General features: G+C 62.0%; 21 protein-coding genes. 15 read left to right on the top strand and 6 right to left on the bottom strand.

Features of this window, described 5'->3' with window-relative positions:
* Positions 1–24: 24 nt before the first annotated feature.
* The 6 genes from dapE to map all read right to left on the bottom strand — a co-directional run bounded on the left by dapE (position 25) and on the right by map (position 8,393).
* Positions 25–1,161, bottom strand: a complete 1,137-nt coding sequence (gene dapE / locus MU846_RS08075; RefSeq protein WP_246951482.1) for a succinyl-diaminopimelate desuccinylase — start codon at positions 1,159–1,161, stop codon at positions 25–27.
* Positions 1,162–1,884: 723 nt separating this feature from the next.
* Positions 1,885–2,919, bottom strand: a complete 1,035-nt coding sequence (gene dapD / locus MU846_RS08070; RefSeq protein WP_246951480.1) for a 2,3,4,5-tetrahydropyridine-2,6-dicarboxylate N-succinyltransferase — start codon at positions 2,917–2,919, stop codon at positions 1,885–1,887.
* A 122-nt stretch (positions 2,920–3,041) separates the two neighbouring features.
* Positions 3,042–3,401 (bottom strand): ArsC family reductase, encoded by a 360-nt coding sequence (locus MU846_RS08065; RefSeq protein WP_246951478.1) that lies wholly within the window; start codon positions 3,399–3,401, stop codon positions 3,042–3,044.
* A 45-nt stretch (positions 3,402–3,446) separates the two neighbouring features.
* Positions 3,447–4,640 carry a succinyldiaminopimelate transaminase gene (gene dapC, locus MU846_RS08060; RefSeq protein WP_246951475.1) on the bottom strand — a complete coding sequence of 398 codons (1,194 nt, stop codon included), beginning with the start codon at positions 4,638–4,640 and terminating at the stop codon, positions 3,447–3,449.
* Between the two features lie 75 nt (positions 4,641–4,715).
* Positions 4,716–7,412: a [protein-PII] uridylyltransferase gene (locus MU846_RS08055; protein ID WP_246951473.1), complete on the bottom strand. Its 2,697-nt coding sequence runs from the start codon at positions 7,410–7,412 to the stop codon at positions 4,716–4,718.
* A gap of 204 nt (positions 7,413–7,616) precedes the next feature.
* The gene (gene map, locus MU846_RS08050; RefSeq protein ID WP_246951471.1) at positions 7,617–8,393 is read right to left on the bottom strand and encodes a type I methionyl aminopeptidase; all 777 of its coding nucleotides are present in this window, start codon (positions 8,391–8,393) and stop codon (positions 7,617–7,619) included.
* A gap of 271 nt (positions 8,394–8,664) precedes the next feature.
* On the opposite strand from map, the gene rpsB reads away from it, so the two are divergent.
* The 15 genes from rpsB (at position 8,665) to rnhB (ending at position 23,691) form a co-directional block, all read left to right on the top strand.
* On the top strand, positions 8,665–9,414 hold the full coding sequence (rpsB, locus tag MU846_RS08045) for a 30S ribosomal protein S2 (protein WP_246951469.1): 750 nt from the start codon (positions 8,665–8,667) through the stop codon (positions 9,412–9,414).
* Between the two features lie 117 nt (positions 9,415–9,531).
* The gene (gene tsf, locus MU846_RS08040) at positions 9,532–10,416 is read left to right on the top strand and encodes a translation elongation factor Ts (protein ID WP_246951467.1); all 885 of its coding nucleotides are present in this window, start codon (positions 9,532–9,534) and stop codon (positions 10,414–10,416) included.
* Between the two features lie 278 nt (positions 10,417–10,694).
* Positions 10,695–11,447 carry a UMP kinase gene (gene pyrH, locus MU846_RS08035; protein ID WP_246951465.1) on the top strand — a complete coding sequence of 251 codons (753 nt, stop codon included), beginning with the start codon at positions 10,695–10,697 and terminating at the stop codon, positions 11,445–11,447.
* 111 nt (positions 11,448–11,558) lie between these two features.
* Positions 11,559–12,116 carry a ribosome recycling factor gene (frr, locus tag MU846_RS08030; RefSeq protein WP_246951463.1) on the top strand — a complete coding sequence of 186 codons (558 nt, stop codon included), beginning with the start codon at positions 11,559–11,561 and terminating at the stop codon, positions 12,114–12,116.
* Positions 12,117–12,206: 90 nt separating this feature from the next.
* On the top strand, positions 12,207–12,992 hold the full coding sequence (uppS, locus tag MU846_RS08025) for a polyprenyl diphosphate synthase (RefSeq protein WP_246951461.1): 786 nt from the start codon (positions 12,207–12,209) through the stop codon (positions 12,990–12,992).
* A complete protein-coding gene (locus tag MU846_RS08020; RefSeq protein ID WP_246951458.1) occupies positions 12,986–13,807 on the top strand; it encodes a phosphatidate cytidylyltransferase in 822 nt (273 codons plus the stop codon). Before uppS ends, MU846_RS08020 begins: the two co-directional genes overlap by 7 nt.
* A 2-nt stretch (positions 13,808–13,809) precedes the next feature.
* The gene (gene ispC / locus MU846_RS08015; RefSeq protein WP_246951456.1) at positions 13,810–15,012 is read left to right on the top strand and encodes a 1-deoxy-D-xylulose-5-phosphate reductoisomerase; all 1,203 of its coding nucleotides are present in this window, start codon (positions 13,810–13,812) and stop codon (positions 15,010–15,012) included.
* A 97-nt stretch (positions 15,013–15,109) separates the two neighbouring features.
* Positions 15,110–16,432: an RIP metalloprotease RseP gene (gene rseP / locus MU846_RS08010; RefSeq protein ID WP_246951455.1), complete on the top strand. Its 1,323-nt coding sequence runs from the start codon at positions 15,110–15,112 to the stop codon at positions 16,430–16,432.
* Positions 16,433–16,446: 14 nt separating this feature from the next.
* Positions 16,447–18,798, top strand: a complete 2,352-nt coding sequence (bamA, locus tag MU846_RS08005) for an outer membrane protein assembly factor BamA (RefSeq protein WP_442780656.1) — start codon at positions 16,447–16,449, stop codon at positions 18,796–18,798.
* Positions 18,799–18,808: 10 nt separating this feature from the next.
* On the top strand, positions 18,809–19,309 hold the full coding sequence (locus tag MU846_RS08000) for an OmpH/Skp family outer membrane protein (protein ID WP_246951453.1): 501 nt from the start codon (positions 18,809–18,811) through the stop codon (positions 19,307–19,309).
* Positions 19,310–19,313: 4 nt separating this feature from the next.
* Positions 19,314–20,333: a UDP-3-O-(3-hydroxymyristoyl)glucosamine N-acyltransferase gene (gene lpxD / locus MU846_RS07995; protein WP_246951451.1), complete on the top strand. Its 1,020-nt coding sequence runs from the start codon at positions 19,314–19,316 to the stop codon at positions 20,331–20,333.
* A 116-nt stretch (positions 20,334–20,449) separates the two neighbouring features.
* A complete protein-coding gene (fabZ, locus tag MU846_RS07990; protein ID WP_246951646.1) occupies positions 20,450–20,884 on the top strand; it encodes a 3-hydroxyacyl-ACP dehydratase FabZ in 435 nt (144 codons plus the stop codon).
* A 209-nt stretch (positions 20,885–21,093) separates the two neighbouring features.
* Complete coding sequence (lpxA, locus tag MU846_RS07985; protein ID WP_246951448.1) at positions 21,094–21,861, top strand: acyl-ACP--UDP-N-acetylglucosamine O-acyltransferase; 768 nt, start codon at positions 21,094–21,096, stop codon at positions 21,859–21,861.
* Positions 21,862–21,883: 22 nt separating this feature from the next.
* Positions 21,884–23,053, top strand: a complete 1,170-nt coding sequence (lpxB, locus tag MU846_RS07980) for a lipid-A-disaccharide synthase (protein WP_246951446.1) — start codon at positions 21,884–21,886, stop codon at positions 23,051–23,053.
* Positions 23,050–23,691, top strand: coding sequence for a ribonuclease HII (gene rnhB / locus MU846_RS07975; protein WP_246951444.1), 642 nt, complete (start codon positions 23,050–23,052; stop codon positions 23,689–23,691). The genes lpxB and rnhB overlap by 4 nt, the downstream gene beginning before the upstream one ends.
* Positions 23,692–23,761 lie beyond the last annotated feature (70 nt).

Here is a 23,761-nt window from a genome sequence, read left to right as displayed (position 1 = left end):
TGATACACCGCCACGCCGCCGGGGTCAGGGCAGCAGCTGGCGCAGCATTCGAAGATAGATCTCAGCCAGCACAGGCAGCTCGGCCACCGGGGTGCATTCGTCGATTTTGTGGATGCTGGCGTTTACCGGGCCCAGTTCCACCACTTGCGCGCCGGTGGGCGCAATGAAGCGGCCGTCGGAGGTACCGCCAGCGGTGGACAGCATGGTATCGCGGCCGGTGGTGTCACGGATCGCCGTGACGGCGGCGTCCACCAGAGCGCCACGCGGCGTCAGGAAGGGCTCGCCGGAGAGATGCCAGGCAAGCGAATAATCCAGGCCGTGGCGCTGGAGGATCGCCTCGGTGCGCTGTTGCAGCGCGGCGGCCGTCACAGCGGTAGAAAAACGGAAGTTGAAAATCACTTCACAGCTGCCCGGTATCACGTTGGTGGCGCCGGTGCCGGCCTGGATATTGGAAATCTGGAAGCTGGTGGCCGGGAAGAATTCGTTGCCGCTGTCCCAGGTTTCCGCTGCCAGCTCTGCCAGCGCCGGGGCCACCTGGTGAATCGGGTTGCGCGCCAGATGCGGGTAGGCCACATGCCCTTGCACACCGGCTATGGTAAGCACGCCGCCGAGCGAACCCCGCCGGCCATTCTTGATCACATCACCGACGGTGGTCGTGGAAGAAGGTTCTCCGACGATACACCAGTCGATCTGCTCGCCACGGGCCTGCAACGTCTCGACCACTTTTACGGTGCCGTTGGTGGCCGGGCCTTCTTCATCGGCGGTAATCAGCCAGGCGAGGCTGCCGCTATGCGCCGGTCGTTCGGAGATGAAATCCTCCATCGCCACCAGCATGGCAGCCAGCGAGGATTTCATGTCCGCCGCGCCACGGCCAAATAACAGGCCATCCCGCACTTCCGGCGCGAACGGTGGTGATGCCCAGCATTGCAGATCGCCCGGCGGCACCACATCGGTGTGGCCGGCAAACGCCAGCAGCGGGCCGCTTGTGCCGCGCCGCGCCCACAAGTTGTCCACTTCGCCAAAGCGCAAATGCTGGCAATGAAAACCCAGCCCGCTCAATTTTTCCGCCAGCCATTGCTGGCAGCCGGCATCCTCGGGCGTCACCGAGGCACGGCGAATCAATTCCTGGCTGTAGGCAAGTACCCGGTCTTGCAGGGGCATGGATTGCTCTCTCATTTATGTGACGGTCCTCTGAAACAGTTTTTCGGCATAGCGTTTTCAGGCGGTTTTTTTCTGCTTCATCGTCGATTTCCGTGGAGCCGTTTCCGATATCCGCGAAAGCACCAATGGGTTATTCAAAATACCGATCTTTTTGCGCCCCTCTCCCCTTGTGGGACAAGCGCAGCGCAGAACAGCCGCAGGCTGGCCCGAAGGGTGAGCGAAGCGAATAAGGGGTTGGGGGAGAGGGGGCTACGGACATGCAGCTGTCACGATAGCAGCTACATGTTGCACTACTTTCACTTATCTTCCGTAGAAATTTCCATAAAATTTTCACAGCCAAAAAGTCCTGAGCGTTAGCCAATTTCGTTTCAGGTCAAGTGCCGAGTATATATTTTCTGCCATAATCCCCCCTCTCCCCAACCCCTTATTCGCTTCGCTCACCCTTCGGGCCAGCCTGCGGCTGTTCTGCGCTGCGCTTGTCCCACAAGGGGAGAGGGGCTATAAAAGGTTCATCGTCGATTTTCGTGGAGCCATTTCCGGTATCCGCGAAAGCACCAAAAGGTTGCCCAAAATGCCGATCTTTTTTCTCCCCTCTCCCCTTGTGGGAGAGGGGTTGGGGGAGAGGGGGCTACGGACATGCAGCTGTCACAATCCCCGCTACAGGTTGCATGACTTTCACTTAGCGTGTCGGCAGCGGGTCGGGCACGGCGCGCGTGCATCACATCAGTTGTGCTGGTGCAGCTCGCCGTTCAGCGTGGCGGCGTCGGTATTGGCCAGGCATTCCACGGCGCCACTGAGGGAGTTGCGGCGAAATAGCAGATCGTTCCGGCCGGCCAGTTCCCGTGCCTTGACCACGCGAGTCGGCTGGCCGGCGGTATCAATGAGATTCACTTTGGTGCCGGCGGTAATGTACAGGCCGGATTCCACCGTGCAGCGATCGCCCAGCGGAATGCCGGTGCCCGCATTGGCGCCGAGCAGGCAATCTTCGCCAAGAGAAATGACGATGTTGCCGCCGCCCGACAGGGTGCCCATGGTGGAGGCGCCGCCGCCGATATCCGAGCCACGGCCCACGACGACGCCGGCAGAGACGCGGCCTTCGATCATACCCGGCCCTTCGGTGCCGGCATTAAAATTGATGAAGCCTTCATGCATGATGGTGGTGCCTTCGCCGACATAAGCGCCCAGGCGCACGCGGGCGGTGTCGGCAATGCGCACACCGCTGGGCACGACGTAATCGGCCATGCAGGGAAACTTGTCCACCGCGTAGATGCTCAGCAGCCGGCCATCGAGGCGGGCCAGCAGGCGCTTTTCCGGCAGCTCGTCCAGATCAATGGCGCCTTCACTGGTCCAGGCAACATTGGGCAGCAGCGCAAACAGCCCGGTGAGATCGACGCTGTGCGGGCGCACCAGGCGGTGGGAAAGCAGATGCAGCTTGAGGTACGCCTCGGGTGTCGAAACCGGCGCGTCGTCGGTTTCCAGCAGGGTCAGTACCAGAGGCTGATCGGATTCCTGGAAGGCGACCGCGTAACTCGCCTGCTCTTCATGCGCGCTTTCGCGCCAGGCGCGGGCCAGTTGCCCGGCCTGCCGCTTGGTCAGCGGCAGCGCAACGTTGCCGCCGTCGTAACCCAGCACCTCATCGACGGCCTTGATGAGCGCTGCGTCGGGGTGCAAGACCGGTGCAGGATAGTAGACCTCGAGCCATTCCTCGTTACGGTTCTGTGTGCCACAGCCTAATGCGAGTGCGAATGCCTTGCTCATGTGCGTTCCTGATTGCTTGCAAAGGTCGGCACCATTATGCCAGCCGGCAGGCAGCCTCTGGAACCGTGTTTTGCCATTGCGTTTCTTCAGCGCATCGCGCTAATGACTGCGCACGACCACGATCACTGCTCCACGCCCAGCGCCTGCGCCCAGGCGGCGGCATCAAAACCGAGCAGCAATACTTTGCCGTCTGCCTCGACCAGCGGGCGGCGGATCATCGACGGATTATCGGCGGCAACGCTCGCGGCAGCCTCGGCTGTCATGTTTTCCCGGGTGCTCTCCGGCAGCTTGCGCCAGGTGGTGCCACGGCGGTTGATAACCTGCTCCCAACCCTGTTGCGCGATCCATGCCGGCAGGCGCTCGGCGGGCGCGCCGGCTTTCTTGTAATCATGAAAATCGTATTCGATGCCATGCTGGTCGAGCCAGGTAAAGGCTTTCTTCATGGTGTCGCACGCTCTGATGCCGTAGATCGTGATGCGCATGGGTTGATCTCCTGTTCAGTGCAAAGCCAGGCTGCGGGTGTGCCGTCAGCGTGGTTGGCTGCGGATAAAGGTACGGATGCGCTCCGCACCCTCGATGCATTGTTCCAGTGTGGCGACCAGCGCCATGCGGATGCGGCCGGCGCCGGGATCGAGACCGTCCACGTCGCGGGAAAGATAGCGCCCGGGCAACACCGTGACGTTCTGGGTGCGTTTCAGCTCGCGGGCAAAATCTTCATCGCTGCCGGGTGTGCGTGGCCACAGGTAAAAGCCGGCTTGCGGTGCTTCCACCTCCAGCTCGCCGGCGAGAATATCCAGCACGGCGGCAAACTTCTGCTGATACAGGCGGCGGTTTTCCGCCACATGCGTTTCATCATTCCAGGCGACGATACTGGCCAGCTGGTGATGGATCGGCATGGCGCAGCCGTGATAGGTGCGATAGCGCGTGAAGTGCGCCAGCAAGGCTGCGTCACCGGCTACAAAGCCGGAGCGCAGCCCCGGCAGGTTGGAGCGTTTCGAGAGCGAATGAAATACCACGCAGCGGGCGTAATCGGTGCGCCCCATTGCGGCACATGCTTCCATCAGCCCTGCCGGTGGCTGGTCGGCGTAGATTTCCGAATAGCACTCGTCGGAAGCGATGATGAAATCGTGTTCATCGGCAAGGCGGATCAATTTCTGAAAGGTGACAATATCCAGCGTTGCGCCGGTGGGATTGCCCGGCGAACACAGATAAAGCAGCTGGCACTGCTGCCAGGTTTCCGTGCTGACGGCATCGAAATCCGGCTGCAAGCCGGTGGCGCTGGTGGCGCTGGTGGCGGGCAGATAAACCGGCTCGCCCCCGGCAAGTAGCGCGGCGCCTTCGTAAATCTGGTAGAACGGATTGGGCATCAGTACTTTCGCCGGGCGGTTGCGATCGATCATCGCCTGCGCAAAGGCGAACAATGCTTCGCGGGTTCCCGATACGGGCAGGGCCTGGCCCGGCTCAAGTGGCGGCAAACCAAAGCGGCGCTCCAGCCAGCCACGGATGGCGGCGTTGAGTTCCGGCAGCCCGGTAGTGGTGGGGTAGCGTGCCAGGGCGATGCTGTTGTCGCGCAGTGCCTGCTGCACGATCTCCGGTGCCGGGTGTTGCGGCTCGCCGATGGACAACTTGATGGGCGGCATTGGGGCAGTGGTGATGCCCTGAAAGAGACGGCCGAGTTTTTCAAAGGGGTACGGGTGCAGCTGTTGCAAATCAGGGTTCATGGCACGGCTCTTTCAGAATCAGCTTGGGGCGAAGGTCGGTCGGGTAGTCAGCAAAAGGCAACGGCAGTTTATCAGTCAGCCACTGGCGGTCGGGGCCAGTGCATCCCGGCTGGTATCGTCCAGCTCTTCTTGCAACCGCTGTTGCAGGCGCTTGCACAACTCCGGGTCGGATACGGGGCTGCCGTCTTTCTGCGTGACGAAGAATACGTCTTCGACTTTTTCGCCAAGCGTGGCAATGCGTGCATTTTGCAGCAGCAGATCAAACTCCATGAACAGCCGCCCGATGCGGGCCAGCAGGCCGGGGCGATCCAGCGCCTGCACCTCGACCACGGTGCGATCGTTGACGATGTCGTTGCTGATGATGACCTCCGTCGGCACTTTGAAGTGTTTGTTTCGCCGTGGCATCTGGCGCTGCACGATACGGCCGAACTGGCTTGGATCACGCAGTGCCTGGGTCAGCGTCTCGCGCATGGTTTGCAGGCGCGGGCGATCGTTGCCGATCGGTGTGCCATGCTCATCCAGCACAATATAGGTATCCAGGCTGAAGCCATCCGCTGAGGTGATGATGCGCGCATCCATGATCGTCAGGTTGAGATGATCCATGGCATTGACGGTGGCGGCAAAAAGGTTTTCCGTATCCGGTGTGTAAACGAATATCTGCGTACCGCCTTCATATTGGCCACCACTGCTCTCGCGCACCAGCACCAATGGCTCGTCCGGTGTGTCGCGGTTGAGAATCGCCTCGGTGTGCCAGGCAATATCGCGTGCGTTTTCCCGCAGGAAATACTCATCGCCAATGCCTGACCAGAATTGCTCGATGCGGCGCATGGGCAGCGGGCGCTGCCGCAACAGTTTCATGGCATCGCGGCGGGTATCGTCGATCCAGTCCTGCTTGTCGATGGGGTTGTTCAGGCCGCGCCGCAGGGCGCGCTTTGTTTCGGTATAAAGTTGCCGCAGTAACGCGTCTCGCCAGGAATTCCACAGCTTCGGGTTGGTGGCATTGATATCCGCCACCGTCAACACGTAGAGATAATCGAGATGCACCAGATCGCCCACCTGCCGGGCAAACTCCAGCACTACTTCCGGGTCGGCAATATCCTTGCGCTGCGCGGTCACGGACATCAACAAGTGGCTGCGCACCAGCCACGCCACCAGCTTGCCGTCCCAGCTGGACAGCCCATGCCGCTGGCAGAAGGCAATGGCATCATCGGCGCCAAGCTCGGAATGATCGCCGCCGCGCCCCTTGGCGATATCGTGATAGAGGCCGGCGACGTACAGCAGTTCGGGCTTTGGCAAGCGATAAAACACGTCACATGCCAGCGGGAACCGCTCACGGGTTTCCTCGTAGCGCATGCGGCGCATGTTCTTCACCACCAGCAAGGTGTGCGCATCCACGGTGTAAATATGGAACAGGTCGTATTGCATCATGCCGATGATGCGGCCGAACTCCGGCAGGTAGCGGCCCAGGATGCCGTAGCGCTTCATGCGGCGCAGTTGTGCCCACAGTTTATGGGGCGAGCGGATCAATTGCATGAACAGCGCTGCGTTGCGCGGGTCGTCGCGGTACGCCTGATTGATCAGGCGGCGCTTGTCCATGCAGTCCCGCATGGTGGTGGCGCGCACGCCTTTCACCTCGGGGTTGTGTGCCAGCACCACGAACATCTCCAGCAGCGCGGAAGGATGTTGGGTGAAGATGTCGGGCTGGGTCACTTCCAGATAGTCGTTGTGAATCTGGAAGCGTCGGTTCAGCGGCCGGATGGTGCGCGGCTGGTCTGCCTGCAGGATTGCTTCGTCAAACAGCTGTAGCAGCAGCTCGTTCATCACCGAGAGCGTCAGGGCAACTCGGTAGAACTCTTTCATGAAGAGCTCCACCGCCATATTGGCGTCGGAGTCTTCATGGCCGAGCAGGGCCGCCACCTGCCGTTGATAATCGAACAGCAGACGGTTTTCATTACGGCCACTGAGGGTGTGCAATGCCCAGCGCACCTGGAACAGAAAATCCTCGCAGCGGCGCAGCGCTGCGTATTCCCGTTGTGTCAGAAACCCCTGACTGACCAGCCTTTCCAGATTGCCGGCACGATCCAGCGGGCAGAAATGACGTTTCGCAACCCAGCTCACCATCTGTAGATCACGCAGGCCGCCGGGCGCGTTTTTCAGATCCGGCTCAAGATTGTATTCGGTGTAGTTGTGCTTGCGGTGGCGCTCGTTCTGTTCTTCCCATTTGGCGGCAAAGAACGCGGCTGTTGGCCAGATATGATCCGGCCCGGTGTGGGCGGCCAGCCGTGCCCGCAGGCTGTCGTCGCCAGCCAGGGTGCGCGATTCCATGATATTCGTCGCCACGGTGATGTCGTCGGTGGCCAGCGCGACGCATTCTTCGAAGGTGCGCACGCTGTGGCCGATTTCCAGGCCGGTGTCCCAGAGGAAGGTGACAAAATGGGCAAGTTGCTCCTGCTGTGCGCTATCGGGCGTTTCGTTGAGCAACACAAGCAGATCCACATCCGAGTGCGGGTGCAGCTCGCCGCGCCCGTAACCGCCCACCGCGATCAGTGCGCCAAGGTGATCGAGCTCGAACAGTGACCAGGCCGCAGTGACGACGCGATCCACCATGGCAGCACGACCACGCACCAGAGCGCGAATGGGAGTGGTGGCGAAAGCGGCTGCCAGGCGCGCCTGGCCTTTGCCGAGCAGTTCGCGAGCGCATTGGCCCGGTGAGCTGCTGTTGCGGAGCATTTTCAGGGCGGCGGCCGGGCTGAAGTCAGGTTCGAAAATCATCTTCTGCTCTGTCTGGTGCCAGATGGCGGCACCGTGAATGCAACGATGCCCAATGATGCCATGCTGCGCGGCTCGGCGTCTCTTTTGCAGTTTTGCAGCGCTTGTGCAGTGTTTTGCGGCGGGCGACGCGCAGCAGGAGCAGGGGCAGGCAGAAGGCGGTGCGCGCTAGCCGATGCACCGCCGCCGGTGTGCTGCAGAGCGGGCTCACCCCAGGTCTGTTTCTTCCTTGCGCAGGGTCAGCACGTCGAAGCCGTCGCGGGTGACTGCCAGCGTGTGCTCCCATTGCGCAGAAAGCTTGTGATCGCGTGTTACCACTGTCCAGCCATCCGGCAGCAGGCGCGTTTGCGGCTTGCCGGCATTGATCATCGGCTCGATGGTGAACACCATGCCTTCTTCCAGCACCAGGCCGGTGCCCGGCTTGCCGTAATGCAGCACCTGCGGCTCTTCGTGGAACACCTGCCCGATACCATGACCGCAATATTCGCGCACGACAGAAAAGCGGTGCGCTTCCGCATGTTGCTGGATGGCCGCGCCGATATCGCCCAGGCGCACACCGGGCCGTACCAGCTCGATGCCCTTGAGCATGCATTCGCGCGTTACCTCGACCAGCCGCTGCGCCAGCACCGACGGCTCGCCCACATAAAACATCTTGCTGGTATCACCATGCCAGCCGTCCTTGATGACGGTGACATCGATATTGATGATGTCGCCTTTCTTCAGCACTTTCTTTTCGCTGGGAATGCCGTGGCAGATGACCTGGTTGACCGAAGTGCAGATCGATTTGGGGAAGCCGCGGTAGCCGAGGGTGGCCGGCACCACCTTCTGGGTGTTGACCATGTAGTCGTGGCAGATGCGATCCAGTTCTTCAGTGCTGACGCCGGGGCGCACATGCTCGCCGATCATCTCCAGCACTTCGCCGGCCAGGCGGCCAGCCACACGCATCTGTTCGATCTGTTCTGGGGTTTTCAAAGTTATGGTCATGGGACGCGGAAAAACTCCTGATATATCATAGGCTTCGCGGATTGGCGCGGAGATGTTCCGGGCGTGGCCAGGGGTCTTTCCGATTGTTGCCGGAGCACGGACGTGGTATAAAGCGCCCGCCCTGGCGGCCCGCAGGGGTACAGATTGTACCTGTTGGGGGTCAACCAAGGGAAATCCACACATGTTCCGTCACATGGCCCTGGGTGCCCCCGCAGTAGTGGGGTTGGGTCATGAGGGAACATGGAGGCCCAACCCGAACCGGAGAAAACAGATGCCTAACGTCACCATGCGCGACATGCTCAAGGCCGGCGTTCACTTTGGTCACCAGACCCGTTTCTGGAACCCGAAGATGAAGCCGTTCATTTTTGGTGCGCGCAACAAGATTCACATCGTCAACCTGGAAAAGACGCTGCCGCTGTTCAACGATGCGTTGAATTTCGTCAACAAACTGTCTGCCAGCAACAACAAGATTCTGTTTGTAGGCACCAAGCGTGCTGCACAGAAGGTCATCGCCGAAGAAGCACAGCGCTGCGGCATGCCTTATGTAGACCACCGCTGGCTGGGCGGGATGCTGACCAACTGGAAGACCATTCGCCAGTCGATCAAGCGTTTCCGTGACCTGGAAGCCCAGGCGGCCGATGGCACCTTCGACAAGCTGACCAAGAAAGAAGCGCTGATGCGCACCCGCGAGATGGAGAAGCTGGAGCGCTCCATCGGTGGTATCAAGGACATGGGCGGCCTGCCGGATGCCCTGTTCGTGGTCGACGTGGACCACGAAGACATCGCCGTTCAGGAAGCCCGCAAGCTGGGTATTCCGGTGATTGCGGTGGTGGACACCAACAGCAACCCGGACGGCGTCGATTACGTCATTCCGGGTAACGATGACGCCATTCGTGCGATCCAGCTGTATGTGCAGGCGGTGGCTGATGCCGTCCTCGAAGGCCGTGAATATGCGGCTACCCAGGCTCCGGGTGCGGCTGACACCGACGGCTTCGTGGAAGTCGACGAAGCCACCAGCTGAACCGACCTGGCGCGGGGCCACACCGTCTTCGAGGGTGGTGCCCCGCTTCACATTCTCCTTCCGGCCGGCCCGTGTCGTTGTCCGACCGTCCGGATTCTCTGACAATGAGGTGAGATCATGGCTGCTGTAACGGCTGCTCTGGTAAAAGAACTGCGTGAACGCACCGGCCTGGGCATGATGGAGTGCAAGAAGGCGCTGGTGGAAGCTGACGGCGACATCGAGCGCGCCATTGATGACCTGCGCAAATCCGGCCAGGCCAAGGCGGCCAAGAAAGCCGGCCGCGTAGCCGCAGAAGGCACCGTGGCGGTGGCTTTGTCTGCCGATGGCAAATCCGGCGCGCTGGTTGAAATCAACTCTGAAACCGACTTCGTTGCCCGCGACGACAACTTCCTCGGCTTTGCTGCCAAGGTGGCTGAGGCAGTGCTGGCGGCAGGCGAATCCGACATCGCTCGCGTGGCCGAGCTGCCGGTAGAAGGTGGCACCGTCGAGAGCGCCCGTGAAGCACTGGTGCAGAAAATCGGCGAGAACATTCAGGTGCGCCGTGCCGCCGTGCTGCAAAGCAGCGGCCGCGTGGGTGCTTATGTCCACGGCGGCCGTATCGGCGTGTTGGTGGATCTGACCGGCGGCGATGAAGAGCTGGGCAAGGATGTGGCCATGCACGTTGCTGCGGTTGCGCCCAGCGTGGTGCGCCCGGAAGAGCTGCCCGAAGCCGAGCTGGAGCGCGAGAAGGACATTATCCGTGCGCAGCCTGACATGGCCGGCAAGCCGACTGAAATCGTCGAGAAGATGGTGGCAGGTCGCGTGCAGAAATTCCTCAAGGACGTGAGCCTGGTCGAGCAGCCGTTCGTGAAAGATCCGAACGTGACCGTTGGCAAGCTGACCAAGGATGCCGGTGCTGATGTGGTCGCCTTTGTTCGCCTGGTGGTGGGTGAAGGGATCGAGAAAGAGGAAAGCGATTTCGCTGCCGAAGTAATGGCGCAGGCTCAGGTCAGCAAGAGCTGAGCAGAGATAGTGATGTTGTTGCAGAACGCCTTGCCGGGTTTGCCGGCGAGGCGTTTTTGTACCTGTTGCCGGCCAGAAATGCATCTGCGCGGCACGGGCGTGGCACTGTGTGCCACGATAGCGCATCATTCACCGCGACGCCGAGCGGTAACGCTGTGTCGCGGTGAATGATGCCAGTGGCCGAGCCAGGGTGCCGGCAAGGCATCCGGCTCGGGTAGCCGTTTCCCAATGACAGATAGTTCAGGCCCTGAATGACAAAGAGCAGTGGAGAATCTGACATGCCCAGCACAAGCAAGGACCGGTCACCGCGCTACAAGCGCATCCTGCTGAAACTCAGCGGCGAAGCGCTGGCCGGCGAAGAAGGCTTCGGCATTGATCCAGCGGTGCTGGACAGTATGTCGCTGGAGATCGGCCAACTGGTGGGTATTGGTGTGCAGGTTGGCCTGGTGATCGGTGGCGGCAACCTGTTCCGTGGCGCCGCGCTACAGGCAGCGGGCCTGGATCGGGTCGCAGGCGATCACATGGGTATGCTGGCAACCGTGATGAACGGCCTGGCCCTGCGCGACGCGCTGGAGCGCTCCAATATCCGCACCCGGCTGATGTCGGCCATCCCGATGAGCGGCGTGGTGGAGCATTATGACCATCGCCACGCCATCCGTTACCTGAAGAATGGCGAAGTGGTGATTTTCTGCGCCGGCACGGGCAACCCCTTCTTTACCACTGATTCTGCCGCCTGCCTGCGTGGCATCGAGATCAATGCAGATGTGGTGCTCAAGGCGACCAAGGTGGATGGTGTCTACGACAGCGATCCGGTGAAAAACCCGGCCGCGATCAAGTATGATCGGCTGACTTATGATGATGTGCTGGCGAGCAAGCTCGGCGTCATGGATCTGACCGCGATCTGCTTGTGCCAGGATCACAATATGCCGTTGCGCGTATTCAACATGAACAAGAAAGGCGCGCTCCTGAAGCTGATGCTCGGGGGTAGCGAAGGCACGCTGGTGGAAGCGGGACGCATCGAGCCCGACTGATGTGCCATGGCACGAAGTACGCCTTCCGGTGGCGGTTGTCGCCGAGCCTGAAGGCGGCGTAAAAACCCCGGCAGGGGTTTTTTGAACATCTGACCAAATGAGGATTGCACGGTGATCGACGATATCAAGAAAGATGCCGAAAGCCGCATGAAGAAAAGCATCGAGGCGCTGGATACCGCGCTCAAGCGGGTGCGCACCGGCCGTGCCCACCCGAGCCTGCTGGATATCATCAGCGTGCCTTATTACGGCTCCGATACCCCGTTGTCGCAACTGGCCAACATCTCGGTGGAAGAAGGGCGTACGTTGCTGGTGTCGCCGTTCGACAAACAGCTGGTGCCGGAGATCGAGCGCGCCATTCTGAAATCCGATCTGGGGCTGAACCCCTCCACCGCCGGCACGCTGATCCGTTTGCCATTGCCGCCGCTGACGGAAGAGACGCGCCGGGATCTGGTGAAGGTGGTACGCGGCGAAGCGGAACAGGCGAAAGTGGCCATTCGCAATATTCGCCGGGACGCCAATGGCGACCTCAAGGAGCTGCTGAAGGAAAAGGAAATTTCCGAAGACGATGCACGCCGTGGCGAAGAGCTGATTCAGCAGCTGACCGATCGCATGGTCGGAGAAGTGGACAAGATGCTGAAAATCAAGGAAGAAGATCTGATGTCGATCTGACGCCCTGACGGCGACAGTAACGGCACACACCGGGCTGCAGGGTCAGCCCGGTTTTGTTTAGGCACCCCGCGCGGGGCCGGGATGGACAGCATGCAGGAAAACCGATCAAGCGCGCCGGACATTGATTCGCTCAAGACTGCCGGCATCCCGCGCCATGTCGCCATCATCATGGATGGTAACAATCGTTGGGCACGCCGCCGTGGGCTGCCGGGTTTCGAGGGGCACCGTGCCGGTGAGCGGGCGGTGCAGGCCGTCATCAGCGTCTGTGCCCGCAAGAAAGTGGAAGTGCTGACGCTGTTCGCATTCAGCTCCGAAAACTGGCGCCGGCCGGAAGACGAGGTGCGTCATCTGATGGGCCTGTTTCTTGAAGCCCTGGATGAGCGTGTGCGCGAACTGCACGAACACAATATCCGCTTGCGCTTCATCGGCGCCCGCGATGCCTTCAGCCAGCCGCTACAGCAGGGTATGGCTGCTGCCGAACAACTCACCGCTGACAATAAAGGCATGGTATTGGCCATCGCCGTCAACTACGGTGGCCAGTGGGATATCACCCAGGCTGCCCAACAGCTGGCCGAAGAAGTGGCCGCCGGGCGCCGGGCGCCGCATGAGGTCACCGCCGAGGCACTGCAAGGGCGGCTGATGCTCGGTGACCTGCCAGCCCCTGATCTGGTGATTCGTACGGGCGGCGAGTGCCGCCTGAGCAACTTTCTGCTGTGGCAGGCCGCGTATAGCGAACTGTTTTTCAGCCCGCTGCTATGGCCGGATTTCGATGAGCGTGCCCTGGCCGATGCGCTGAAAGACTATGCCGGCCGGCAGCGCCGTTTTGGCCGTAGTGGCGAGCAACTGGCCGCCCAGGACGAGGATTCCACATGTTGAAGCTGCGCATCATCACTGCGCTGGTGCTGTTGCCGATTGTGCTCGGGGCAGTGTTCCTGCTGGAGCGCACCGCCTTTGCCCTGGTGGCGGGGGCATTCTTCATGGCAGCAGGCTGGGAGTGGTCGGCGCTGATCGGTCGCCTGACGATGCCGGCACGCCTGCTGTGGCTGGGATCGCTGGCGGCGCTGATGGTGCTGGCAGAAATGATGCAGCCATTGTGGCTGTATCGCTGGTTGCCGCTGTGGTGGCTGCTGGCGCTGGTGCTGGTGGTGAGCTACCCGCGCAGCGCGGTGCTCTGGGCCAAGCCCGCATTGATGGCGTTGATCGGCTACCTGCTGCTGGTGCCGTCCTGGTCCGCGGTGGTGCATGTGCAAAGCAGTGGGGCGCTGGGCCTGGCAGGGCCATGGGCGTTGATGTACATCCTGGTGTGGGTGTGGGCGGCGGATACCGGCGCCTATTTTGTCGGCCGAGCTGTCGGGCGCCACAAGCTGGCGCCGAATGTCAGCCCCGGCAAGACCATCGAAGGCTTGCTCGGCGGGCTGGCGCTCGCGCTTGTCGTGGCCGCGCTGGTGCCGCAACTGCTGACGGTGGATGGCACACTGTCGCGGCTGCTGCTGGTCGCAGCCCTGACCGTGCTGGCCTCGGTGCTGGGCGATCTGTTTGAAAGCATGGTCAAACGGCAGCGCGGCGTGAAGGATAGCGGCACCATGCTGCCCGGTCACGGCGGCATGCTGGATCGTATCGACAGCGTCACGGCAGCCTTGCCGGTGGCGCTGGCGGCGCTGACCTGGGCTGCCTTGCCCGGCGGAGTCTGAGCATGAGCGCAGCGCCGCAACAGGTGACCTTGCTCGGGGCAACCGGCAGCATCGGCACCCAGACGCTGGAGGTGCTGGCGCTGCACCCGGAGCGCTACCAGGTGTTTGCACTGGCGGCAGGCTCCCGCTGGCAGCAGCTGGCCGAGCAGTGCCTGCAATGGCAGCCGCGTTACGCGGTGCTGGCGGATGAGCAGGCCGCGCTATCACTTCGGAACCATCTGCGGGCCGCTGGGTCACACACCGAAGTGCTGGCGGGCGAAGACGCGCTGGCGCAGGTGGCCGCCGCGAACGAAGTGGACACCGTGGTGGCAGCCATTGTGGGTGCCGCCGGTGTGCGGCCGACGCTGGCCGCCGTACGAGCCGGCAAACGCATCCTGCTGGCCAACAAGGAGGCGCTGGTGGTGACCGGCAGCCTGTTCATGGATGCAGTGCGGGCGTATGGTGCCGAGCTGATTCCGGTGGATTCCGAGCATAGCGCCATCTTCCAGTGCCTGCCGCGAGGCCAGGCTGCGCCTTGCGGGACGCCGCTGGCGGGCGTGCGGCGGTTGCTGCTGACAGCCTCCGGTGGCCCGTTTCGCACCTGGGATGCGGCGCAACTGCGCGCGGCCACGCCGGCGCAGGCGGTGCGGCACCCGAACTGGAGCATGGGGCCGAAGATTTCGGTGGATTCAGCCACCCTGATGAACAAGGGGCTGGAGCTGATCGAAGCCTGCTGGCTGTTTGCGATGCCGGCTGACAGGATTGATGTGGTGGTGCACCCGCAGAGCGTGCTGCACTCCATGGTGGAATACGAGGATGGCTCGGTGCTGGCCCAACTCGGCACACCGGACATGAAAACCCCGATTGCCTGCGCGCTGGCCTGGCCGGCACGCATTGATTCCGGCGCCCGGCGGCTGGATTTCACGGCGCTCAGAGGGCTTGATTTCGAGGCGCCGGACGAACAACGCTTTCCCTGCCTGCGGCTGGCGCGGGAAGCGATGCAGGCAGGCGGCACGGCCACAGCGGTGCTGAATGCCGCCAATGAGGTTGCGGTGGAGGCATTTCTCCGCCAGCGGCTTGATTTTCCGGGGATCGCTGCGGTGGTGGCGGAAACGCTGGCTCACATGTCAGCCCCCGCCTGTAGTGATGTCGAGGCGGTGCTGGCGGTGGACGACGAAGCGCGCCAGATTGCCGTGGCACAGCTGATGCGTCGCACCAGCAGTTGAGCGATGATGCAAGGACGATGCAAAGAGCTATGGAAAGGGCCGGACAAAGGGCCAGGCAAAGGAAAGGCACGACAATGACACAGTTTCAGGACACAGCATGCTGACCACCCTGCTGGCTTTCGCGGTCACGATCCTCATCATCGTGGCGATTCACGAGTACGGCCATTATCTCACCATGCGCCTGTTCGGCGTGCGTGTGCTCACCTTCTCGGTCGGCTTCGGCCCGCGCCTGCTCAGCTGGCGCAGCAAGAGCGGCACCGATTTCGTCATCAGCGCCATCCCCCTCGGTGGTTATGTGAAGCCCCTGGATCGCCGCGATTGCGAGGTGCAGCCCGGCGAGGAGAGCCAGGAATTTTCCGGCAAGCCCGCCTGGCAACGGATCATCGTTTATGCTGCTGGCCCCGCCGCCAACCTGATTCTGGCCGTGCTGATCTACTGGCTGGTGCTGATGGGCGGGCAGAGTGGTGTGCCGCCCGTGATCGGTGCGGTGCTGGATGGCTCGCCAGCGGCCACGGCCGGTTTGCGCCCCGGTGATGAGCTGGTGCGGCTGGATGGCCGCACCGTGCAGACGTGGGAGCAGTTCGGCATGGCCATGCTGCGGCATGTGGGTGAGCGTGGCGAGGTGCCGCTGACCGTGCGCGGCGACGACAGCGTGGAGCGCACCGTGGCGTTGTCGCTGGCGGCGTGGTCGGTAGATCCGGAGCAGGCGTTGCTGCCGGTGATCGGTGTCAGCCCGCGCCCGCTGCCGGCAGAGCTGGGGGAGATCACCGCCGGCAGCCCGGCAGAGCTGGCCGGCTTGCGCAAGGGTGACCGGATACTGCGGGTGAACGGTGAGCCGGTTTCCGGTTGGTCGCAGTGGGTGGAAAGCGTGCAGCGTGCCCCTGGGCAGCCGCTGGCAATCGCCGCCCACCGTGATGGCGCCACGCTTAACGTTACGCTGGTGCCTGAATCCATCGTCAACGCCGACGGCGAGGCGGTTGGCCGCGCCGGGGTGCGGCTCGGCGGGCTGCGGGAAATTCATTACAGTCCGCTGGAAGCAATTCCTGCTGCCGTGTCGCGCATGACGCAGCAGATCGGTATGATCTTCGTCGCCGTGGGGCGGATGCTCACCGGTGAGTTGTCGGTCAAGACATTGGGCGGGCCGATCACCATCGCGCAGGCGGCGGGTGAAACAGCCGCCATCGGTGTGGCGACTTTCCTGATGTTCCTGGCGTTTTTCAGTATCAGCCTGGGCGTCATCAACCTGCTGCCGATCCCGATGCTCGACGGCGGCTGGATAGTGTTCGGTCTGGTCGAGATGATCCGCGGCAAAGCGCTGCCGGAGCGGTTTCTGATGGTGGCCCAGAGTGTCGGCATGATGCTGGTGCTCGGGCTGATGTGTGTTGCTGTGTTCAACGACCTGATGCGGCAGTTTGCATGATAGTCGGGGGTGTTTTGCGAGCCTGGTCCTGCTGTGTATTTGCCGGCCTGTTGATGATGGCCGCCACTGCTGCGGCGAATGATTCGTTTCGCGTCAGTGATGTGCGTGTCGAAGGATTGCAGCGGCTGCCGGTAGAGCGGGTGTATGCCGCATTGCCGATCCAGTCGGGCGATCTGGTCGGCCCGCGTGAGGTGGCCGAGGCAGTGCGCCGCCTTTATGGCTCCGGTGATTTCGAGGATGTGCAGATCGGTCGCGATGGCGATCAACTGGTGGTGGTGCTCTCCGAGCGGCCCTCCATTTCCCGCCTTGAGATCAAGGGCAACAAATCCATCGACGAAGACAATCTGCGCAAGGGGCTGCGTGATGCCGGGCTGGCCGAAGGCGAGGTTTTCCGGCGCTCCACCCTTGAGGCCATCACCGGCGAGCTGCAACGGCAGTATGTTGCCCAGGGCCGTTACGATGCCCAGGTGGATACCGAGGCAGTGCCGCTGCCACGCAACCGGGTGGCGCTGAACATCAATATCTACGAAGGCAGCCCGGCCAGTATTCGCGATATCAATATTGTCGGAAACGACGTGTTCAGCGATGCCGAGCTGCGCAGTGTGTTCGAGCTGAAACCACGCGGCTGGTGGCCGTTCGGCAGCCGCCATCGTTATTCTCGCGAGCGGCTGTCCGGCGATCTGGAGCGGTTGCGCTCCTACTATCTGGATCGTGGCTACATCAACTTCTCCATGGAATCCACCCAGGTAGCGGTCACGCCGGATCGTAGTCGCGTATATATCACCATCAATGTGGATGAAGGCAAGCGTTACCGCATCGGCGAGGTGCGTCTGGCGGGCGATCTGGTCGTGGAAGAAGAGGATCTGCGGCCGCTGTTGCTGGCCAAGCCCGGCGAAGTGTTCTCGCAGCGCATCATTACGCAAAGTGCGGAGCTGCTCACGCGCCGGCTGGGCAATGAAGGTTATACCTTTGCCCAGGTGAATGATTTCCCCGAGGTGAGTGAAGACGGCGAGACCGTGGATATCACCTTTTACGTCGATCCGGGGCGCAAGGTCTATGTGCGCCGAGTGAACTTCAGCGGCAACGTCAAAACGCAGGATGAAGTGATGCGGCGTGAGCTGCGGCAGTTCGAGGGCGCGCCAGCCAATACGGCGCTGATTGATCTGTCCCGAGAGCGCTTGCAGCGGCTGGGCTATTTTGGGCTGGTGGAGGCCGAGACGCCCCGCGTGGTCGGCTCGGAAGATCTGGTCGATGTGAATTACACCGTCGAAGAGCAGCCTTCGGGCTCGATCGGTGCCAACGTCGGCTACTCCGAGGCCAGCGGTTTCATTTTTGGTGCCAGCGTCAGCCAGAGTAATTTCATGGGCACCGGCAACCGGGTGTCGTTTGCCCTGTCGCGCAGTGACATTCGTGACAGTTACAGCTTTTCGCACTTCAATCCCTATTACACCCTCGATGGAGTGAGCCGGGGCTTCAGCCTTTATTATTCCAAGATCGATTTCAGCAAGGCGACGGTGGCCTCCTATGCGGCAGACCGGATCGGGGCAGCAGTCAACTACGGCTACCCGATTTCGGAATATTCGCGGCTGGATTTCGGTTTCGGGTACGACAACATCGAGGTGACGTCGGGCGATTTTGTGGCGGAAGACATTTACCGCTTCATGATGGCCGAGGGCAACGAGTTCAATCTGTTCAAGCTGAACGCATCATTACGCACCAGCACCCTGAACCGCGGCATTCTTCCTGACCGTGGCTGGTCACAGACCTTCGGTGTCGAAGTGGCCTCGCCGGGCAGTGATTACATGTTCTACAAGGTATCCTGGAACGGCGAGCGTTACTTCCCCATCAGCCGCCGCTGGACGCTGCGCACGCGGGCCGATGTCGGCTTCGGCGATGGCTATGGTGACAACAATATATTGCCGTTCTTCGAAAACTATTATGCCGGCGGCATCGGTTCCGTTCGGGGCTACGAATCACGCAGCCTGGGCCCGCGCTCCGATGCAATCACCTACGTCAACCAATGCGAGCTCAACCCGGCCAACTGTGTGCGCGACCCTGATCCCGATCCGGTGGGCGGCAACTTGCTGGTGGAGGGTAGCATGGAGCTGATTTTCCCGACGCCTTTCGCGCCGGAAAGCCGCAACGTGCGCACCTTCTTTTTTGTTGATGGCGGTCAGGTGTTCCAGACCGAAACAGCCAACAACCTGTACGAGTTCGATGCCGGCGAAATTCGCTACGCCACGGGTATCGGTCTGACCTGGCTGACAGCCATCGGCCCGCTCAGTTTCAACTTCGCCCGGCCGCTGAACCGGCAATCCGGCGACGATACCGAATTCTTCCAGTTTTCCCTGGGGCAGGTTTTTTAGGAGTGATTTCATGAAAACAATGAAGACGATGCTGTTCGCAGTGCTGATGCTGCCACTGGTGGCTGCGGCGGATATGAAGATCGCCGTGATCGATCCGATGCAGGCGATCGTGGAATCCGAAGAAGTGAAGAGCCGTAATGCGCGGCTGGAGGCCTCGCTTGAAGAAGAGAGCCAGCGCTTGCGCCGGCTGCGCGACGATGTCGCCAAGATCGAAGAGCGCTTGCAGCGCGACGGCATGACCATGAGCCGTGACGAGCGCAACAAGCTGACCGACGAAGGTGAAACAAAAACCATGGAATTTCAGGCACTGCAACAAACGTTGCAGCGCCGGGTGAATACAGACCGCCAGGATCTGCTGGAGAGCATGGAGCCGAAAGTGCTGCGCGCCATCGAGGAAATCGCCGGCGAAATGGGCCTGGATATGGTTATCAGTGCACAGGCTGCTGTCTACGTGAAGCCCGAGCTGGATATCACCAAACAGGTGACTCAACGCATCAACCGGATCAAGTAAGGCCGTGGCGCTGACATTGGCACAGCTGGCGGCCGAGCTGGGCGCCGAGTTGCGCGGCGATGGCGAGGCAGAAATCAGCGGGCTGGGCACGTTGCGTTCGGCAACCCCGGCGCAGCTGGCGTTTCTCGCCAACCCGCGCTATCGCCCTTATCTTGAGCAGACACGTGCCGGTGCCGTGCTGTGTACAGCCGAGCAGGCCGAGGCGTGCCCGGTAGCTACGCTGGTGGTGGCCGATCCTTATCTCGCCTTCGCAAAGGTCAGCCGGCACTTCGATACCACACCGGAAGCGCCCCGCGAAATCCATCCGCGAGCGGTGATCGCCCCGGATGCCGTGATCGAGGATAACGTCTCGATCGGGCCGAATGCGGTGATTGGTGCAGGTGCTCGCCTGCGGGCGGGGGTTGTGGTGATGGCCAATGCTGTGGTCGGCGAGGGCGTCGAACTTGGCGAGCAGGTGCGGCTTTACCCGAATGTTACAATTTACCATGGTGTGGTGATCGGTCCTCGCACTATCATACACGCCGGTTCGGTGATCGGAGCCGACGGTTTCGGCTATGCCTTCAGCAGTGGCCGCTGGAGCAAGGTCGCGCAGGTCGGCGCGGTGAAAATTGGCGCGGATGTCGAGATCGGCGCCAACGTCACCATTGATCGAGGCGCGATCGAAGATACCGTGATTGGCAACGGCGTCATCCTGGATGACCAGGTGCATCTAGGCCATAACGTGGTGGTGGGCGATCATACCGCCATGGCGGGCAAGGTGGGCGTTTCCGGCAGCTCCCGTATTGGCAGTTATTGCATGATTGGTGGTGCTGTCGGCATCGCCGGCCATCTGGATATCTGCGACAAGGTCGTGGTGCTGGGCATGACGCTGGTGTCAAAATCCATTACCGAACCGGGCACCTATGGCTCGGCTTTGCCGGCGGATCGTCATGACCGCTGGCGCCGTAATACGGCACGCTTCCGCCACCTGGATGAGTTGTACCGCCGTGTACGCAAGCTGGAGCAGGACGCCCGCCGGGACTGATCGTCTTTGCCGGTTTGTTCCACATACCGCACGAAGCGGCATCGGATGCGGCTTCTTCTCATTGGGCTTGTTAAAGGTTCCGGCCGGATCAATGGTTCCCGGCCAGCGCGCTTATGATGAACATCAACGAAATCAAAGAATATCTTCCGCAACGGTATCCGTTCCTGCTGGTGGATCGGGTGCTTGAGCTGGTGCCGGGGGAGCGCGTGCTGGCGCTCAAGAACGTCACCTGCAATGAACCCTTCTTCAACGGCCATTTCCCCCACGATCCTGTCATGCCGGGCGTGCTGATCATCGAGGCGATGACGCAGGCGGCGGGTGTGCTTGGCTTCATCACCGCCGGCAAGCGGCCAGCCGACGGCTATAATTACCTGCTGGTGGGCACTGACCGCGCTCGTTTCAAGCGTCCGGTGGTGCCAGGGGATCAGCTGATGATGAGCGCACGCCTGATCACCGTACGCCGCAACATTCTCAAGTTCGGCTGCGAAGCGCACGTCGATGGCAAACTGGTGGCCAGCGCCGAGACGCTGGTGGCCGAGCAGAAAATCTGATCGTCTCCTGACCAGCTGTAGCAGCGCGTCGTGCAGACGGCGCGCATGCGGGCGCGCACTGGCGTATACTTCCTTGCTATTGATCCCGGCTGCCAGGCCGTCGCGGACTGAATGCTTGTGTCCGACTGCCAGGGCAGCCGCCAGAGCCAGCTTGCCGGATCGCACAGAACGTAAAGCTGAAATCAGCCGACAGCGGATAACAGACAACAATGATTCACAATACCGCCATTATTGACGCCGGTGCAGAGCTCGCCGGTGACGTGCAGGTGGGGCCTTACTCGATCATCGGGCCCGACGTGAAAATAGCCTCCGGCACGGTGATCGGGCCGCACGTGGTAATTCAGGGGCCGACCACGATCGGCCGCGACAACCGCATCTTCCAGTTCGCGTCCATTGGTGAAGCGTGCCAGGACAAGAAGTATAACGGTGAGCCGACCGCGCTCGAGATCGGTGATAACAACGTCATCCGCGAGCACGTGACAATTCACCGTGGCACGATCCAGGACAACGGCCTGACCCGGATCGGCGACAACAACCTGCTGATGGTGGGTGTGCATGTTGCGCACGACTGCATGATCGGCAACAACAATATCTTTGCCAACACCACCGGCATTGCCGGCCATGTGCATATCGGTGATGGGGTGATCCTCGGCGGCATGACCGGCGTGCATCAGTTCTGCCGCATTGGCTCTTACGCCATGACGGCCGGGTGCAGCCTGGTGCTCAAGGACATCCCGGCGTACGTCATGGTGGGCGGCAACCCGGCAGCGGCACGCTCGATGAACTTCGAAGGCATGCGCCGCCGCGGCTGGAGCCCGGAGGTGGTCAGCCAGCTGCGCAAGGCCTACAAGATTGTCTATCGCCAGGGCCAGACCCTGGAACAGGCGCTGGCGCAGCTGGATGCGCTGGCGGGCGGCGCAGAGCTGCAAGTATTCATTGATTCCCTGCGTGCCTCCGAGCGCGGCATCACCCGCTGAGCACACGGTTACGGGAGCGACCATGGCAGGCAGGCAGCCCGTCTTTGCACTGATCGCCGGAGAAATCTCCGGCGATATCCTCGGCGCCGGGTTGATCCGTGCGCTGCGCGACCTTTATCCCGATGCCCGCTTTATCGGCGTGTGTGGCCCGCAAATGCAGGCGGAAGGCGGTGAATCCCTGTTCCCGATGGAGCGGCTCTCGGTAATGGGCATTACCGAGGTGCTGCCGCGTCTGCCTGAGCTGTTCCGGCTCAGACGGGAACTGGTGGAATTGCTGGTGCGCGAAGCGCCCTTGGCCGTCATCGGTATCGATTCGCCGGATTTCACCTTGTCAGTGGCACGGCGTGCACACGCCAGAGGCCTGCGGACGGTGCATTATGTCAGCCCGTCCGTCTGGGCCTGGCGGCAGGGCCGCGTCAAGGGGATTCGGGAAAGCATTGATCTGATGCTGACATTGCTGCCGTTCGAGGCGCGTTTTTATCAGGAGCAGGGCGTGCCGGTGGCGTTTGTCGGGCATCCGCTGGCGGACATGATTCCCGATACACCGGATGTGGCCGGCGCACGCGCTGCACTGAGCCTGGCACCGCAGGGCAAGGTGCTGGCGGTATTGCCGGGCAGCCGCAGTGGCGAAGTGCGCCAGCTGCTGCCGGATTTTCTTGCTGCGGTGAAGCTGCTCAAGGCCGATGATCCGGCCTTGACGGTGGTCATCCCGGCGGCCACCCCGCAACGGGCCACGGAAATTCGCAGTGGCCTGCTGGCAGCGGGCCTGGATGATGTGGCGCTGGTGGATGGTCGTAGCCGCGAAGTCATGGCCGCCGCCGACGTCGTCCTGATGGCCTCCGGTACCGCGACATTGGAAGGGTTGCTGCTGAAAAAACCCATGGTGATCGGCTATCGGCTTGGTGGGCTGACCTACGCCATCGCTCGCCGGTTGATCCGCCTTGAGCATTACGGTCTGCCCAATCTGCTCGCTGCCACGCCGCGTATTCCCGAGCTGATCCAGCATGCGCTGACGCCGGAAGCCGTGGCGGCAGCGGTGCGCTACTGGTTTGAACACCCGGAGGCGGTGGCGGAATTGCAGGAAGAGTTTCAGGCCGTGCATCAGCAGCTGCGCCGCGATGCCAGCGTGCACGCCGCAGCGGCCGTGAAAGCGCTGATCGACGGCACGCTCGCGCCGGAGCAGCAGCCATGACACGGCCATTTGCCGAATATCCGGCAATGCTGCCGTGGCAGCCGACCCGCTTTGCCTGGTTCACGGGCATGCGTCTGGCAGGTGTGGATGAAGTGGGGCGAGGGCCATTGGTGGGCGCGGTGGTGACCGCCGCCGTAGTGCTTGATCCGGCGCGGCCGATTGAGGGGCTGGCCGACAGCAAGCGGCTGACCGAGCGCCGCCGCGAGGCGCTGGCCACGGAGATTCGCGAGCAGGCGCTGGCCTGGGCGCTGGGCCGGGCAGAGCCGGCAGAAATTGATCAGCTGAATATTTACCATGCCACCATGCTGGCGATGCAGCGGGCGGTGCAAGCGCTTGCCCAGGCCGCGGATGCGGTGCTGGTGGATGGCAATCGCTGCCCGGATTTCGGGCTGCCGAGCGAGCCAGTGGTGAAAGGCGATGGCCTGATCCCGGCGATCAGTGCAGCGTCGATTCTGGCCAAGGTTGCCCGCGACGCCGAGATGACAGCGCTGCACGAACGCTACCCGCAATACGGTTTTGACCGCCACAAGGGTTACCCGACCGCTGGCCATCTGGCAGCATTGGCCGAGCATGGCGCGCTGCGCGAACACCGCCGCTCGTTCGCACCCGTGGCGCGGCTGGTAAGCGCTGACGCCTGAAGCACTGCGCCGGCGGCGGGTGTTGCCCAGCTGATTCCGTGGCCAGTATGCCCGGCGCCATTCACTCGTG

Origin of the sequence: Alcanivorax quisquiliarum (assembly GCF_023051175.1) — a bacterium.
Lineage (GTDB): Bacteria > Pseudomonadota > Gammaproteobacteria > Pseudomonadales > Alcanivoracaceae > Isoalcanivorax > Isoalcanivorax quisquiliarum.
Note: the sequence above shows the minus strand (reverse complement) of the source record. Positions and strands in the feature narration are given on the sequence as shown.

Excerpts from the sequence above, each read along its gene's own strand:
- tsf (WP_246951467.1), top strand. The coding sequence starts at position 9,532 with ATGGCTGCTGTAACGGCTGCTCTGGTAAAAGAACTGCGTGAACGCACC.
- dapE (WP_246951482.1), bottom strand. The coding sequence starts at position 1,161 with ATGCCCCTGCAAGACCGGGTACTTGCCTACAGCCAGGAATTGATTCGC.
- ispC (WP_246951456.1), top strand. The coding sequence starts at position 13,810 with ATGAGCGCAGCGCCGCAACAGGTGACCTTGCTCGGGGCAACCGGCAGC.
- dapD (WP_246951480.1), bottom strand. The coding sequence starts at position 2,919 with ATGAGCAAGGCATTCGCACTCGCATTAGGCTGTGGCACACAGAACCGT.
- fabZ (WP_246951646.1), top strand. The coding sequence starts at position 20,450 with ATGAACATCAACGAAATCAAAGAATATCTTCCGCAACGGTATCCGTTC.
- rpsB (WP_246951469.1), top strand. The coding sequence starts at position 8,665 with ATGCCTAACGTCACCATGCGCGACATGCTCAAGGCCGGCGTTCACTTT.
- MU846_RS08065 (WP_246951478.1), bottom strand. The coding sequence starts at position 3,401 with ATGCGCATCACGATCTACGGCATCAGAGCGTGCGACACCATGAAGAAA.
- rnhB (WP_246951444.1), top strand. The coding sequence starts at position 23,050 with ATGACACGGCCATTTGCCGAATATCCGGCAATGCTGCCGTGGCAGCCG.
- MU846_RS08055 (WP_246951473.1), bottom strand. The coding sequence starts at position 7,412 with ATGATTTTCGAACCTGACTTCAGCCCGGCCGCCGCCCTGAAAATGCTC.
- pyrH (WP_246951465.1), top strand. The coding sequence starts at position 10,695 with ATGCCCAGCACAAGCAAGGACCGGTCACCGCGCTACAAGCGCATCCTG.
- uppS (WP_246951461.1), top strand. The coding sequence starts at position 12,207 with ATGCAGGAAAACCGATCAAGCGCGCCGGACATTGATTCGCTCAAGACT.
- MU846_RS08020 (WP_246951458.1), top strand. The coding sequence starts at position 12,986 with ATGTTGAAGCTGCGCATCATCACTGCGCTGGTGCTGTTGCCGATTGTG.
- rseP (WP_246951455.1), top strand. The coding sequence starts at position 15,110 with ATGCTGACCACCCTGCTGGCTTTCGCGGTCACGATCCTCATCATCGTG.
- lpxB (WP_246951446.1), top strand. The coding sequence starts at position 21,884 with ATGGCAGGCAGGCAGCCCGTCTTTGCACTGATCGCCGGAGAAATCTCC.
- dapC (WP_246951475.1), bottom strand. The coding sequence starts at position 4,640 with ATGAACCCTGATTTGCAACAGCTGCACCCGTACCCCTTTGAAAAACTC.
- MU846_RS08000 (WP_246951453.1), top strand. The coding sequence starts at position 18,809 with ATGAAAACAATGAAGACGATGCTGTTCGCAGTGCTGATGCTGCCACTG.
- map (WP_246951471.1), bottom strand. The coding sequence starts at position 8,393 with ATGACCATAACTTTGAAAACCCCAGAACAGATCGAACAGATGCGTGTG.
- lpxA (WP_246951448.1), top strand. The coding sequence starts at position 21,094 with ATGATTCACAATACCGCCATTATTGACGCCGGTGCAGAGCTCGCCGGT.